Source organism: Segniliparus rotundus DSM 44985 (assembly GCF_000092825.1).
GTDB classification, from domain to species: Bacteria; Actinomycetota; Actinomycetes; order Mycobacteriales; family Mycobacteriaceae; genus Segniliparus; species Segniliparus rotundus.
On record NC_014168.1, the window covers coordinates 2,066,129 to 2,078,594 of the forward strand.

The 12,466-nt window shown below is 63.6% G+C and carries 12 protein-coding genes; 1 reads left to right on the forward strand and 11 read right to left on the reverse strand.

The genetic code is table 11. The features are described 5' to 3' along the window. Window positions 1-11: 11 nt before the first annotated feature. The 11 genes from SROT_RS10205 to serA all read right to left on the reverse strand — a co-directional run bounded on the left by SROT_RS10205 (window position 12) and on the right by serA (window position 11,649). A complete protein-coding gene (locus tag SROT_RS10205) occupies window positions 12-962 on the reverse strand; it encodes an MlaD family protein (RefSeq protein ID WP_013138952.1) in 951 nt (316 codons plus the stop codon). Further along, on the reverse strand, window positions 959-2,005 hold the full coding sequence (locus SROT_RS10210; RefSeq protein ID WP_013138953.1) for an MlaD family protein: 1,047 nt from the start codon (window positions 2,003-2,005) through the stop codon (window positions 959-961). The genes SROT_RS10205 and SROT_RS10210 overlap by 4 nt, the downstream gene beginning before the upstream one ends. Continuing rightward, complete coding sequence (locus SROT_RS10215) at window positions 2,005-3,132, reverse strand: MlaD family protein (protein WP_013138954.1); 1,128 nt, start codon at window positions 3,130-3,132, stop codon at window positions 2,005-2,007. The genes SROT_RS10210 and SROT_RS10215 overlap by 1 nt, the downstream gene beginning before the upstream one ends. Then, on the reverse strand, window positions 3,132-4,175 hold the full coding sequence (locus tag SROT_RS10220) for an MlaD family protein (RefSeq protein WP_013138955.1): 1,044 nt from the start codon (window positions 4,173-4,175) through the stop codon (window positions 3,132-3,134). Before SROT_RS10220 ends, SROT_RS10215 begins: the two co-directional genes overlap by 1 nt. After that, window positions 4,172-5,263, reverse strand: coding sequence for an MlaD family protein (locus tag SROT_RS15690; RefSeq protein ID WP_013138956.1), 1,092 nt, complete (start codon window positions 5,261-5,263; stop codon window positions 4,172-4,174). Before SROT_RS15690 ends, SROT_RS10220 begins: the two co-directional genes overlap by 4 nt. Next, window positions 5,260-6,528 (reverse strand): MlaD family protein, encoded by a 1,269-nt coding sequence (locus tag SROT_RS10230; protein WP_013138957.1) that lies wholly within the window; start codon window positions 6,526-6,528, stop codon window positions 5,260-5,262. Before SROT_RS10230 ends, SROT_RS15690 begins: the two co-directional genes overlap by 4 nt. A 4-nt stretch (window positions 6,529-6,532) precedes the next feature. Continuing rightward, window positions 6,533-7,405: an MlaE family ABC transporter permease gene (locus SROT_RS10235; protein WP_013138958.1), complete on the reverse strand. Its 873-nt coding sequence runs from the start codon at window positions 7,403-7,405 to the stop codon at window positions 6,533-6,535. A 1-nt stretch (window position 7,406) separates the two neighbouring features. Then, on the reverse strand, window positions 7,407-8,249 hold the full coding sequence (locus SROT_RS10240; protein ID WP_013138959.1) for an MlaE family ABC transporter permease: 843 nt from the start codon (window positions 8,247-8,249) through the stop codon (window positions 7,407-7,409). A gap of 127 nt (window positions 8,250-8,376) precedes the next feature. Further along, window positions 8,377-8,862, reverse strand: coding sequence for a hypothetical protein (locus tag SROT_RS10245; RefSeq protein WP_245535284.1), 486 nt, complete (start codon window positions 8,860-8,862; stop codon window positions 8,377-8,379). Window positions 8,863-9,022: 160 nt separating this feature from the next. Beyond that, window positions 9,023-10,057: a 3-isopropylmalate dehydrogenase gene (locus tag SROT_RS10250; RefSeq protein WP_013138961.1), complete on the reverse strand. Its 1,035-nt coding sequence runs from the start codon at window positions 10,055-10,057 to the stop codon at window positions 9,023-9,025. Continuing rightward, complete coding sequence (gene serA / locus SROT_RS10255) at window positions 10,054-11,649, reverse strand: phosphoglycerate dehydrogenase (protein ID WP_013138962.1); 1,596 nt, start codon at window positions 11,647-11,649, stop codon at window positions 10,054-10,056. Before serA ends, SROT_RS10250 begins: the two co-directional genes overlap by 4 nt. Window positions 11,650-11,787: 138 nt before the next feature. Here serA and SROT_RS10260 point away from each other — a divergent pair, with 138 nt between their 5' ends. Continuing rightward, window positions 11,788-12,465 (forward strand): chymotrypsin family serine protease, encoded by a 678-nt coding sequence (locus tag SROT_RS10260; protein ID WP_013138963.1) that lies wholly within the window; start codon window positions 11,788-11,790, stop codon window positions 12,463-12,465. Window position 12,466: the final 1 nt, after the last annotated feature.

Genomic DNA, 12,466 nt, shown 5'->3' on the forward strand with positions numbered 1-12,466 from the left:
TGAGCACTCCATTATCCAGCCATGTTGAGCACCACACGAGGCACCCCGTCTTGCGGGAGCATCTTCAAAAGCGCGTTCATAGTCGAAGCCGGGTCGAAGTACGTGGTGCGGAAGTACGCGGAAATCGGCCTGAGCGCCATCAGCAACGGATGCCCGTCGACGATGATATTGCCGAGATGCCGGTCGAGCACTCCCACGAGCCGCTCGGCGGCTTGCCATTTCGCCGGGGTCATCTTCTGCCCGAACACCTTGAACGCTTCGAGCTCCGCTTTTGCGGGGCCGACCACCGCTTGAAATTCCTCGGCGACCGCGGGCAGCTGCACGACGAGCGGTTTGATCAGGTCGAGATTTGTCTGGAGGTTGTCGAAGACGCGCCCGATCTCATCCCCGTGCTCGTAGTTGAGCCGAACGGCCTGGTTGATCAATTCGCGGAGCTCTTCGAACTCCGGGTCGAGCCCTTTGAAGATCTCGTCAGCCGTGTTCGCGACATCGTCGAGGACTTCGGGGTCGAGCTGGCCGCTGATGTAGCTGGCCTTCGACAACGCGTCGCCGACTGTGGCGGAGACATGGATCTGGCGAGGATCGTCGATCACCGCGCCGTCTTGGAAGAACGGCGCCTCGTTGTTCGGGGGCTGCATGAAGTTGAGGTACTGCTCGCCCGCGACGGACAAGTTCGCGATCACCAAGACGCTCTTCTTGGAGACCGGGTACTTCGCGTCGTACTCTCCTTCGACCTTCAAGCCGCCCGGCACCACGGTGATGGCGCGCACCCGGCCGGCATTCCGGCCGTTGATGAGCACGGGCGAGTTGTCGAGCAAGCCTCCGGAGGTTGGGATCATGACCTGGAAATGGACGAATTTCTGCGTCGGGCGCACACCCATCACCCCAACGCCCAGGTAGACCATGCCGACCAGGGAGAGGACCACCAACAAGACGAGCGACACTTTGCTGTCAAATTTCATCGCAGCACTCCCAGTAGTCGCAACGAGTTGATGATGTTGTCCGCGATAGGCCCTGTGGCCCCCTGCTGGTCGCCATCCGGGACATATCGCTCGATCTCGATGTTCTCTTCTCCGCCCATCCAGTACGGCAACAGGTAGTACGCGAAGAAGCCCTTGAGGCGGTCGAGGTTGTACGGGAAGGTGAGGTCGAACCGGGAGAGTTCGCGGGTGAAGATTTTGCCAGCCCCGATCATGTCGTTGAAGTCCCGGGCGTAAGGGATGAAGGTGTCGCCCAAGCCTTCCGCCGGGTAGGACAACGCGATAAAGAACTTCGTGACCTCGTCGATGACAGCTCTGAGCCCGAAAAGCCGTTGCGGCCCGTTCAGGGCGAGCTTGTTCAGATCTTGTCGGTGGTCGCCCAGATTCGTCGTGATATCGAGCAACTTGCGCAAAAGGCCGTCGAGCGCCGAGGTGTTGTGGGCGAGGTCGGCGAGCGTGCTCAACAGCGCGTCGCGCTGCCGCGCGAGTTCGTCCGGGTCCTGCGGGAACTGGTGGAAGGCATTGGTCTGGAGCCGGTAGATGTCCTGGATGGACCCGCCGGTCACGAGGTCCGAAATGCCCTGGAGCACGTCCTCCACCTGGTCGCCGGACATCGTGTGCTCGATGTCGATGACGCTGCCCTCGCGCAGGAGGCCGGACGTGTCGCCCGGCGGCGATATGACAGACAGGAAGGTGTCGCCGAACAAGGTGGACTGGCGGATCTGGACCGAGGCGTTCACCGGGATCTGCGCGCCCTGCATCAGACGCAATGTCGTTGTCACATGGCCGGTGTCCGGGTCGAGGCTGACGCTCTCCAGATAGCCGACCCGAACGCCGTTGGACACGACTTTGGCCCGGTCGGGCAGGTTCAGCACACTTTTGAAGACAGCTTTGATCTGGTAACCGCCCACGATGTGGTTCCCGGGGACGGGGATCTTCGCCGGGTCGAGCGAGTTGAGCGCCGAGCACGCCCCGAGGGACAGCCCGAGCACCAAGATCAAGAGCGATCGCATCACCCGTGTCATCAACGCCACCCTCCTTCACCGAGGACGAGCCGGACCAATCCCCAGTCGATGGTCGTGCCCATGCCCATGTCGAACGGGCAGATCGGAGCGATCCTCGGCGAGAACGTGTTCATCCATTCGCAGGTGCCCTTCGCGCTGGAGACCGCGAGGTCCAACGTGGCCGGGCCGAAGCTCTGCGCCCCTGGGTCGATACGGGGGTCGAACACAGCCTGCCAGTTGTTCAGCAAAGTCGGGATCTGCTCCAAAAAGTCGATGTTGTCATTGAGCAAGTTCAGCATCCGGTGCAACGCGGGCATGAGGAGTTGCAAGAACCTGGCGAGCGCGGGTTCGATCCGCTGCACGGAGTAGCTCAGGCTGCTGAGGACTTCAGCGTCCGCGTAGATGGCCTTCGAGAAGGAGGTGTTGAACTTGATCTGGAATTTCAAGAACCCTTGGATGTTGCTTTGCACGGTGAGCAGGTCCATGCGGTTGGTCGTGTTGAGCTCGCGCAGCAACAGATCCAGGTTCTCGATCAGATCCACCAGCAGCGGCTCGGGGAACACATCGGTGTTGAACAGCCGCATCGACTTGCGGAAGACCTCGTTGATCTCAGGGCCCTTGCCTGCGATCGACTCCTGCACCCGGCGCAGCAACGTCGCGATCTGGCCGACGGACTGGTTCGGGTCGGCGTTGCCGGTCAGCCCGTCGATGAAATTGGAAAGGGTCTCCAGCGTCCGGCTCGGCGGCACTGGCGTCTTCGTGTCGCCGTTCTTCGCCTCAAGACAATGCTCGCCGGTGAATTTCGGGCCGTCCTTGTACCCTTTGGTGAGCTCCACACGCATGTCCGCGACCACAGAGCTGCCGGTGGAGATGGCCTTGACATCGGCGGGGAGCTCCAGCTCCTTCGGCAGTTCGATGATGGTTTTGACCACGTCGCCCTGCGGCTCGACCGAGAGCACCTTTCCGACGTCCACCCCGAGGAGCGAGACGTTGTTCCCCGGGTAGAGCCCGAAGCCGTCCCGGAAGGTCGCGCAAATTGTCCGCTTGGGGGCGATTTTTTTGGCCAAAAGCCAGTTCGCGCCGAAACCAAGGCCTGCGAGAAGAACGACGGCGAGCACGAGAATCACCGCGTTGCGGACGTTTCTCATCAGCAGTCCTCCCGTCCGGCCCGGATGCAGGCGTTGCGGTTCTCCGGGCCGACCCGGCGCGGCTCCATGTCGTAGAGCACGCCTGCGCCCCGGAAGATCGAGTCAATGATCTGATTGATGGTGTCCATGGGGTTTTCCGGGTGGCGGAGCAGGTTCTCCAACAGATCCTCGATGTCGGCGATCGGGTTGGTCACGCGGTTCTCCAACGCGAAGACCGGCCGGGCGAGGAACTTGATGAAGTACGAGAACAGATCGAGCATTTCCGGGAATTCGTCTTGCATCTTCGAGAAGACCACGCCAGTTTTCGCGAAATTGTGCAGCGTCTGGCGGAGCATGTCTTTCTCCATGCCGAACTCTTTGAGGTACTCGTGGACCACGCTCACCGCCTGCCGCAGCTGTTCTTCCCGGGAAATGAGCAGATCGATGACTTTCGCGAACGCGTCAATGGTGACTCGGATGACGTCGGGCTGGCTGTCCAAAGCTTTCGTCACGATGTCGAGAACCTTGTGCAAGTTGCCCACGTTGATCTGCTGGATCGTCCCGGTGGCCTTGTCCACCACATCCAGGACCTCCCAGGGCTTGCGCTCTGAGAGCGGATCCTGGGGTTTGTCGTCGCCGAACTCGTCGAACGGGCTGTGGCTGCGCTCGACAGGGATCGTTTTGTCGCCGAGAGGCTCTTTGCCCTTGAGTTTGAGGTCGAGGTAATGCCCGCCGATCGGTGTGAGGAGCTTGACTTCTGTCGAGGACTGATCGCCCACCCGGATGTCGTTGTTGATGTCGAACTTGACCAAAACGTGGTCGCCTTCCAGCGCCACGCTGCGCACCTGGCCGATTTCGACGCCCGCCATTCGCACCGAGTCGCCCGACTTCAGGCCGCCCGAGACGTATTGCCGCACCTGGTATCGCTTCTCTCCGTACGGGAAGAAATAGACGATCGCGGTTCCCGCCAAAATCACCGTGACGACGAACGCGGCGATGACGCCCAGGACGAGTTGAAAGCGGCGCTCGGACTCCTCACTGCGGACTTTGCCGACGTTGCTCATGCGCAATCCTCCACGTTGCCCGAGAAAACTGTCGAGCCCAGCGGGCTCACAATTGCCTTCGGCTTGCAGACCTCAGGGGCGTTATCCTCGTGTGTCTTCTCCTGGTAGCCGTGCACAAGCAGCCCGGCGAGCCTCGGCTGATGGTCGGTGCCGACCTGCGCGGACTCGTACGGGGCAGGGATGAGCTCCGGCGCGATCGCGAACATGTTCGCGATGGGCCCGAGCTGCGGCAGCACTCGGAACAGGAATGCGTCCACTGGGCCGTACAGCTCGTCGTACGCCGTCTCGAGCTCCGAGAGCAACGGAATCAACGTGTGCTCCGCCCGCAGCGTCATGTCCACAGTCTTCATGATCACGTCGTTCTGGTCCGCGAACGCGCCGAACAGCCCGCTGAACTGCTGGAGAAGGTCGAGGATCATCCGCGACTTGCCTGGCAGCACCTCGTTGATCTTCGAGACTTGGTCGAAGAGCGCCCGGAAGAGCTCGTCACGGCTCTGCGCGAAGAGCGAGAGCGTTTTGATCTCGCTGAGAACTTCGCCGAGGTTCGTGGTGTCGCCCTGCATCAGGAGCAGGAGGTTCTCGTTGAATTTGTTCAGGTTCTCCGGGTCGACCTCGTCGAAGATCGGTTTCAACCCGTTGAACAGAGTTGAGATGTCGAAAGCGGAGATCGTCTGGTTGAGCCGGATCACCGATCCGTCTTTCAGCCTCTGGTTGCCCGGCCCCTCCGGCGGGATGATCTCCAAGTACCTGATCCCGAGAAGGTTCTGATAGCGAACCGCGAACCGGGAGTCCCGATACACCGGGTACTTCCGCTCCAACGTGAAGACGACATGGGCGTGGGCGAGGTCGGGGTTGTCCGGATCCGCTCCGTCCACCACCGGCTCCACTCGCTCCACCTTGCCGACGAGAACGCCCGACATGCGGACGTCGCCGCCCGCCCACAGTCCCGACACGTCGTTGAACACGGCGGTGAACCGGTCTGTCGCGCCCTTGACCGGGCTCGTGAGGATTCGGAACATAACCGAACTGCACACGAACACGATGAGCGCGAAGGCGAGGAATTTCAGAAGCGCCGACCCTGCCTTCATCGCGGGCCTCCTTCAGATTGCTTGGCGGGGATCGAAGCGAAATCGCCTGAGCCTTGTTTCTGGTCCGGACTCTGCTGCTGCCCTTGTTGTTGCGGGGCTTGCTGCTGGGCCTGGGCTTGCTCCTGAGGGTCCGGCCAGACATGGGCGACTTGGTCTTTGGGAACGCTGCCGAGAATCTGGGCCTGCAGCGCTTGGACTTTCTGCTGTTGCTCCGGGGTCAGCTGGCGTTGCGCGCCGGCCTGCCGGCTTTGCTCGTCCGGCTCCGGCATCGCGCGGGACGCAGGCAGAAGAACCTCCAAACGCAGCTTCACCTTCCCATCGATCGACGGCATCGCGTCCTCCACTCTGTTGAGGAACGTCTCCAGGTTGCCCCAGGCCTCAGCTGCGGAACCTGCCGACATCAGCAGCGGGTGCCCAATGTCGAGTATCGTCCCGAAAGCGTCGACGCCTGGGCTTTTAATGTTGTCGAAAGTGGCTCCGACCTCGTCGAAGATCATGATCCGGTGGTTGAGCAACGCCTCGACAGTGCGGTCGCGGCTCTCCGGGACGGAGAGGAATTCCGAGCTTTCGTAGATCGTGTCGATGGCTGCAAGGGCCGGGACGACCACTAAAGAAACTCCATTCACGAGCGGGGTGAGGTCCCTGATCTGGTCGATCACGGGCTTGCGCAGGTTGTCGGCGTAAATCTTGCCCAGGCTGAAGCCCGCTTGCAAGGCGCTGGCGAGGATGTCGCCGTTCTGCGTGACAAGGTGCAGCAGCCGCTGCACCTTGTCTGTGCCCAAGAGCGTGGTCAATGACGCGATCTGGCGCAACGCGCTCGTGATCGAGGCGACCTTGCCGCTGGAGTCGATTTGCACGGTGGCCCCCTCCTCCAGGGGGACAGTGCTGTTGCCCGACAGCAATTCGATCGCTGGCGCGCCGAAGATGTTGCTCGACTGGTATTTCGCGCTGGTGATCCCCCGCAGACCTTGGGCTTGCTTCGCATCGAGCGTGAGCCACATGTGCTGGTGGGTGATGCCGCGAGTGTCGATGGACTCCACCTTGCCAATGATCAAACCGCGGTATTTCACGTCCGCGCCGACGCTCAAGCCTTCGCCGATGTTCGTGGTCTCGACCTGGATCCGGAAAGTTTTGGTGAACCTGCCGGCTTCGTACTGCTGCGCGAGGAAGCCGAGCAACACAACGACGAGGACGAGGATCACGCCGCGCGTCAGCAGGGCTTTCCGCCCCGCGGCCCGACCAGAGAGATCTTGGAAAACTGCCATAGCGCTACCCCGATATCCTCACGCCAGGGTCTCGGCCCCAGAAAAACAGGGTCAAGAACATGTTCAGAACGGTGACGATGACGATGCTGGAACGGATCGCCCGGCCCGACGCGAGACCGACGCCCTCAGGGCCGCCGGAGGCGTAGTACCCCTGATAACCGTGGATCATGACCACGGCAACGATGAAAACAGCGGTCTTGATGAGCGACAAAACCACGTCACGCGGGACGAGGAAGTGCGAGAAGTTGTAGTCGTACGTGCCGGAGGATTGGCTGTGGAGGACGTTCACCACCAGCGAGCAGGCTTCGTAGCCCAATATGAGGGTCAAAAGGTACACGGGCAGGATGACGGCGACCCCGGCGATCACGCGCGTGGTGACGACGAAGGGGATGGACCGGATGCCCGTGGCCTCCAACGCGTCGATCTCTTCCGCGATCCGCATGGCGCCGATTTCTGCCGTGATGCGGCAACCGGCCTGGGCGGCGAAGCCCAGAGCGGCGGCCAAGGGGCCGAACTCCCTCGTCATGCCATACGCTGAGACGAAGCTGGTGAACGGGGCGATGTTGATGATGGATAAAGCGTTGTACCCCTCAAGGCCGATGACGCCGCCGATGGACAAGCCCAGCACGGCGAGCACGGACAAGGTCCCACCGCCGACGATGATGCGGCCATTGCCCCAGGTGAGGTCGATGAGGGTGTCTCGGATCTGGCGCCCGTACGAGCGGAAGGTGTGCGGAATGGCCCCCAACACCAAACCCAAGAAGGTGAGCACGTGGCCCATCTGCTCGAAGAAATTGAGCGGGCCGTTGAAGATTGCTTTGACGCCTCGCACGAACGGGGCGACAAGCGGGGGGTAGTACCGGGCAGGAGCAGTCATCTCAAATCACCTGTTCCGGAAGTAAAAGGCCAATGATCTGCGTGGCCACCACGTTCAACACAAACGTGGAGAGCACGCCCAGCACCACGGCGGCGTTCACCGATTCGGCCACCCCTCGAGGGCCGAACTTCGTCTCGAGCCCGCGCTGGCACGCGATGACGACCACAACGACGCCGAAGAAGAGCGCCTTGCCGACCGCGACGTAGACGTCCGAAAGCTTTGCGAACGCCCCCAATGAGCCGAGGTAGCTGCCTGGAGTCACATCCTGGTACATCACCGCGAGAATATAGCCCGCCGCCATGGTGATGAAGACGATGAACAGGCACAACAACGGAGCGACCAGGAGCATGGCGGCGAGCCTCGGAGCGACCAGGCGCTGCGTCGGGTTGATGCCGATCACCCGCATCGCGTCGATTTCTTCGCGGATAGTCCTGGCCCCGAGATCTGCCGCGATGGCCGAACCGGCCGCCCCGCCGAGCAGGAGCGCGGCGACGATCGGGGCGCCTTGGCGGATGACGGCGAGGCCGCCCGCCGCGCCGGTGAGCGAGGCAGCGCCGACCTGCTGGGTGATGTTGCCGACCTGGACCATGACGATGACGCCGAACGGGATCGAGACCAAGAGCGACGGCAACGCCGTGACGCTGGTGATGAACCAGCACTGGCGGATGGTCTCCCTCAGAGGGTAGCGCAGCATGACGCTGTCCACGACGAGATAGCGGAAGGCGTCCGCCGCGAGCATGAACCAGCGGCCGAGCGTGCGCAGACTGGTGAGGACGGTGTCGAAAAGATAGGAGACGAAGCGCTCAACGATCGAAGGACGGCCAGCCTGTTGCGTCGTCGTCATCGGCGCTCGGCCCTGCTGGCGAACCCTGTGCCGTATTGCGTACAGAGAGTTGTGGGCGCAATCACGGCCAGAATGTTACCAGTGCGTTGTCCCACAGGCATCCTTAGCTCGCTGAACCGCGTTTCGCTCATAGTTCGCACGGCAAGTCGACGGTCGGCGACTCGCCGTATGTCCGCTGCCGGTCGTCGTCGGCGAAAGCCCAGACCATCATGTGATACGTGCGAACCGCTTCGCTTTTGCACCTTCTGGTCTGATCGAAAACCGACGTTTTGCCGAACCGCTGCTCCAGCGGGCTATTGGCGACGAAGAGGTTGTAGAAGGCGCCGGAAAGATACAGCTCGCGGTGCAGCTCCACCCGCAAGTACTGCGTGTGGACAGAAGCCCCTCGGCATGTCTGCTTGGCCCCCCACTGCAAGAAACCGTCGACGACGCGGATCGGAGCGTAGAACGTCTCGCAATGGTTGTCTGGCGCCCAGTCGAGGACGAGGTCTGGTTCCGGTCCGGCGAAAGCCTGAGGGCTCAACGCTGTCAAGCCGAACATCAACGCCACCGCCGCAGCACGTCGCAAGTAGCCTCGCATCCTCTCCCTTGTCATCGCTCGCTTGTTTCTCATGGATTCGCACAGCATACAATGTGCCTAGTGTCACGTTCAAGCGACATGGTCATCGGAGCCATTGCGGCACTCGGAAGCTGTTTCCATCTCACCCCCGACCAGCTCTGCGCGCCCGTTGACGAACGGCCCGATACATCGACGGGCAGCAACACTCGCGACCTCAGTCGGTGAGGAGTGCCAGAATCCGATCGCCCGTCGCCACAGTGCCCAGGCCCGCAGGACGGTCGGCGAGATGGCTCGCAACCGCCCGGCGCACCCGCTCGGCGGCAGCGGGCTCGCCGACATGGTCGAGCAGCAACGCCACCGAGAGCACTGCCGCTGTCGGATCGGCCCGATCTGTGCCCGCGATATCGGGCGCGCTGCCGTGCACCGGCTCGAACATGCTCGGAAACGCGCCCTCGGGGTTGATGTTCCCGCTCGCGGCAAGACCGATGCCGCCGGTGATCGCCGCGGCGAGGTCCGTGATGATGTCGCCGAACAGGTTGTCGGTGACGATCACGTCGAACTGGCCCGGATTGGCCACGAGATGGATCGTCGTTGCGTCGACATGCTGATAGCCGACTTCGACCTCCGGATACTCCGAGCCGACTTCGGCGACGGTCCTGGACCACAACGATCCCGCGTTGGTCAACACATTCGTCTTGTGCACGAGCGTGAGCTTCTTGCGTCTGGACTGGGCCTGGCGGAAGCCTTCGCGCACCAAGCGCTCCACGGCGTAGGCGGTGTTGACGCTCACCTCGGTGGCGATCTCGTGCGGGGTGCCGGAACGGATGGAGCCGCCAACGCCGCCGTACGGCCCCTCGGTGCCCTCACGGACCACGACGAGGTCGATCTCGGGGTCGCCCGCGAGCGGCGACAGCACGCCCGGAAAGCTGCGCGCCGGGCGCAGGTTCACATAGTGGTCGAACGCGAAACGGAGCTTGAGCAGCAATCCCCGCTCCAAGAGGCCGCTCGGGACCTTGTGATCGCGAGGGTCGCCGCCAATCGCGCCCAGGAGCAAGACCTGCTGCGTTTTCAGCTCCTCCAGGACGGAATCCGCAAGGACCTCGCCCGTGGCGAGGTAGCGCCCCGCGCCGAGTTCGTAGGTCGTCGCCTCCACGCCGGGAAGCACAGCGTCCAGCACGCGCAGCGCCTGCTGGATCACTTCCGGGCCGATCCCGTCGCCGGGGATCACGCCCAACTTGAGCCCGCTCATCGGAGATCGACCTCGACGAGGCTGGTCGCTTCCACCGAATCCGCCACTGCGTGGCGCAAGTCCGCGGGGATCTCGTTGTCCACGCGAAGCACCATAGTCGCGCCGTCGCCGCTCGCGTCGTGGCTCACGGCAGCTGCTTGGATGTTCACCCCCGCGTCGCCGAGCAAGGTGCCGACCTTGCCGAGCGCGCCGGGGCGGTCGGCGTAGCTGATGACGAGGTTGAAGCCCTCGGCCCGCAAATCGAAGCCGCGACGACCGACACTGGTGATCTTCGCGACCTGGTCACGGCCGGCGAGCGTTCCCGCCACCTGCGACGTGCTGCCGTCCGCCGCGACTGCGAGCACCTCGACCAGGCTCCGATGGTTCGGGCTCTCCTGCTCGGTCCGCACAACGTGGCTCAAGCCCCGGCCCTCGGCCACCTGTGCGGCGTTCACGAAGGTCACCGGGGTTTCCACCAAGCCGGACAGGAAGCCGCGCAGCGCCGCAAGCCCGAGGACCCCGACCGGCTCCGCGGCCAATTCGCCGTAAACTTTGATCTCCAAAGCGACAGCCGCCTGCTCGGCCACAGCCGCGAGCAGCACGCCCAGCTTGCGCGCCAAGTCCAGCCACGGCAGCACTTCTTCGCCGACCGGGCCGGCCGAGACGTTCACCGCTTCGGGCACGAACTCGCCCGCGAGCGCGAGCTGCACGCTCTTGGCCACATCCGTTCCAGCGCGATCCTGCGCCTCGACGGTGGAAGCGCCCAGGTGCGGCGTCAGCACAACCTGCTCCAGGCCGAACAAGGGGCTCTCGCCGGGGGGCTCCTGCACAAAAACGTCCAGGCCCGCGCTGCGGACATGCCCCGAGGACACTGCGTCGGCGAGCGCCTGCTCGTCGATCAATCCGCCCCGAGCCGCATTGGCGATGACAACGCCCGGTTTGGTCCTGCGCAGGGCGGCCGCGTCGATGAGCCCGGCGGTCTCCGGCGTCTTCGGCAAGTGGACAGTGATGAAGTCCGCCTGGGCCAGCAGCTCGTCCAAAGTCACCAGCCTCGCCCCGAGCTGCGCGGCCTTGGCGGCGGAGACATACGGGTCGTAGGCGAGGATCTCGGTCTCAAACGCCTTGAGCCGCGAAGCGACCAGCTGGCCGATACGCCCGAAGCCCACCACGCCGACCGTTTTCTGATACAGCTCCACACCGAGGTACGAGGAGCGCTTCCACTGCCCCGCGTGCGTCGTGTCGTTCGCGGGCGGGATTTGACGGGCGGCGGCGAGCAGCAGCGCCACAGCGTGCTCCGCCGCGGAGTGAATGTTCGAAGTCGGCGCGTTCACCACGAGCACGCCGTTGGCAGTGGCGGCCTCGACGTCGACGTTGTCCAGCCCGACTCCGGCCCGAGCGACGATCTTGAGGTTCGCCCCGGCCGCCAACGCCTCCGCGTCCACTTGGGTTGCCGAGCGCACGAGCAGCGCGTCAGCCTCGGGCAAGGCGGCGAGCAACGCCTCCCGGTCGGTCCCAGTCACCCACCGCACCTCGACTTGATCGCCGAGGGCGGCCACAGTCGACTCGGCGAGCTTGTCGGCGATCAGCACGATCGGCGGCTTCGGATCAGTCACAGTCACTCCTCACACGGTCAATATCCGGCGTGTTCTCAGGCTTCGCACAGCCCGGTCTGCCAGACTCACTCGGTCTGCCACACTAGATGGCGGCCTCTATCCTGCTAGCGCCTACCCCGTTGTCCGGAGGATCAAGTGATGTTGAAGCGGAGCATCAGAGCTCTCGTCGCGGGGTGTGCGGGCCTGGCCAGCTTCGCGCCCCTTGCCACCGCCGCCCCGGCCGACGACCGCGTGCCGCTCGGGGGCGGGTCCCCCATCATCGTGGTCGGGCGGGAAAAGCTGGCATGCACGCTGACAGCGATCGGGCATGACGCGGACGGGAACATCGTCGGACTCACGGCGGGCCACTGCGGCGACCTGAAAGATTCGGTGATCTCCGAGGTGGCGCAGGAGGCGGGCAGCCTGGGGATTGTGGCGAAAAAAAGGTCCGACCCCGACATCGCTGTGATCCAATTCAACCCGAATCGGGTGATCCCGACGGCGACCACTGGCAACCTGAAGATCACCGGCCTTTCCCGAGAGCTGCCGCCGCCGCAGAGCTGGGTGTGCAAACTGGGCCGCACGACCGGCTGGGCCTGCGGGCCGTTGGTGAAGACGAGCAAAAACAAACACATCTCCTCCATGTGCGTCGCGAAGGGCGACTCAGGAGCCCCGGTCGTGATCGGGGGCACACTGGTGGGGATGCTCAACGAGTACGTCAACCAGTACTTCCTCGACCTCCCGTGCGCGCGCTACGAGGGCGGAACGAACATCGGCGCGGTGCTCGACAGCATCGGCCCAGGGGTGGGCGAGGGCTTCGAGCTGGAGCCGGCCTGAT

Coding starts and splice junctions, on each gene's coding strand:
- SROT_RS10215 (WP_013138954.1), bottom strand. CDS start 3,132: ATGAGAAACGTCCGCAACGCGGTGATTCTCGTGCTCGCCGTCGTTCTT.
- SROT_RS10220 (WP_013138955.1), bottom strand. CDS start 4,175: ATGAGCAACGTCGGCAAAGTCCGCAGTGAGGAGTCCGAGCGCCGCTTT.
- SROT_RS10260 (WP_013138963.1), top strand. CDS start 11,788: ATGTTGAAGCGGAGCATCAGAGCTCTCGTCGCGGGGTGTGCGGGCCTG.
- SROT_RS10240 (WP_013138959.1), bottom strand. CDS start 8,249: ATGACGACGACGCAACAGGCTGGCCGTCCTTCGATCGTTGAGCGCTTC.
- SROT_RS10235 (WP_013138958.1), bottom strand. CDS start 7,405: ATGACTGCTCCTGCCCGGTACTACCCCCCGCTTGTCGCCCCGTTCGTG.
- SROT_RS10250 (WP_013138961.1), bottom strand. CDS start 10,057: ATGAGCGGGCTCAAGTTGGGCGTGATCCCCGGCGACGGGATCGGCCCG.
- SROT_RS10230 (WP_013138957.1), bottom strand. CDS start 6,528: ATGGCAGTTTTCCAAGATCTCTCTGGTCGGGCCGCGGGGCGGAAAGCC.
- SROT_RS10245 (WP_245535284.1), bottom strand. CDS start 8,862: ATGAGAAACAAGCGAGCGATGACAAGGGAGAGGATGCGAGGCTACTTG.
- SROT_RS10205 (WP_013138952.1), bottom strand. CDS start 962: ATGAAATTTGACAGCAAAGTGTCGCTCGTCTTGTTGGTGGTCCTCTCC.
- SROT_RS15690 (WP_013138956.1), bottom strand. CDS start 5,263: ATGAAGGCAGGGTCGGCGCTTCTGAAATTCCTCGCCTTCGCGCTCATC.
- SROT_RS10210 (WP_013138953.1), bottom strand. CDS start 2,005: ATGACACGGGTGATGCGATCGCTCTTGATCTTGGTGCTCGGGCTGTCC.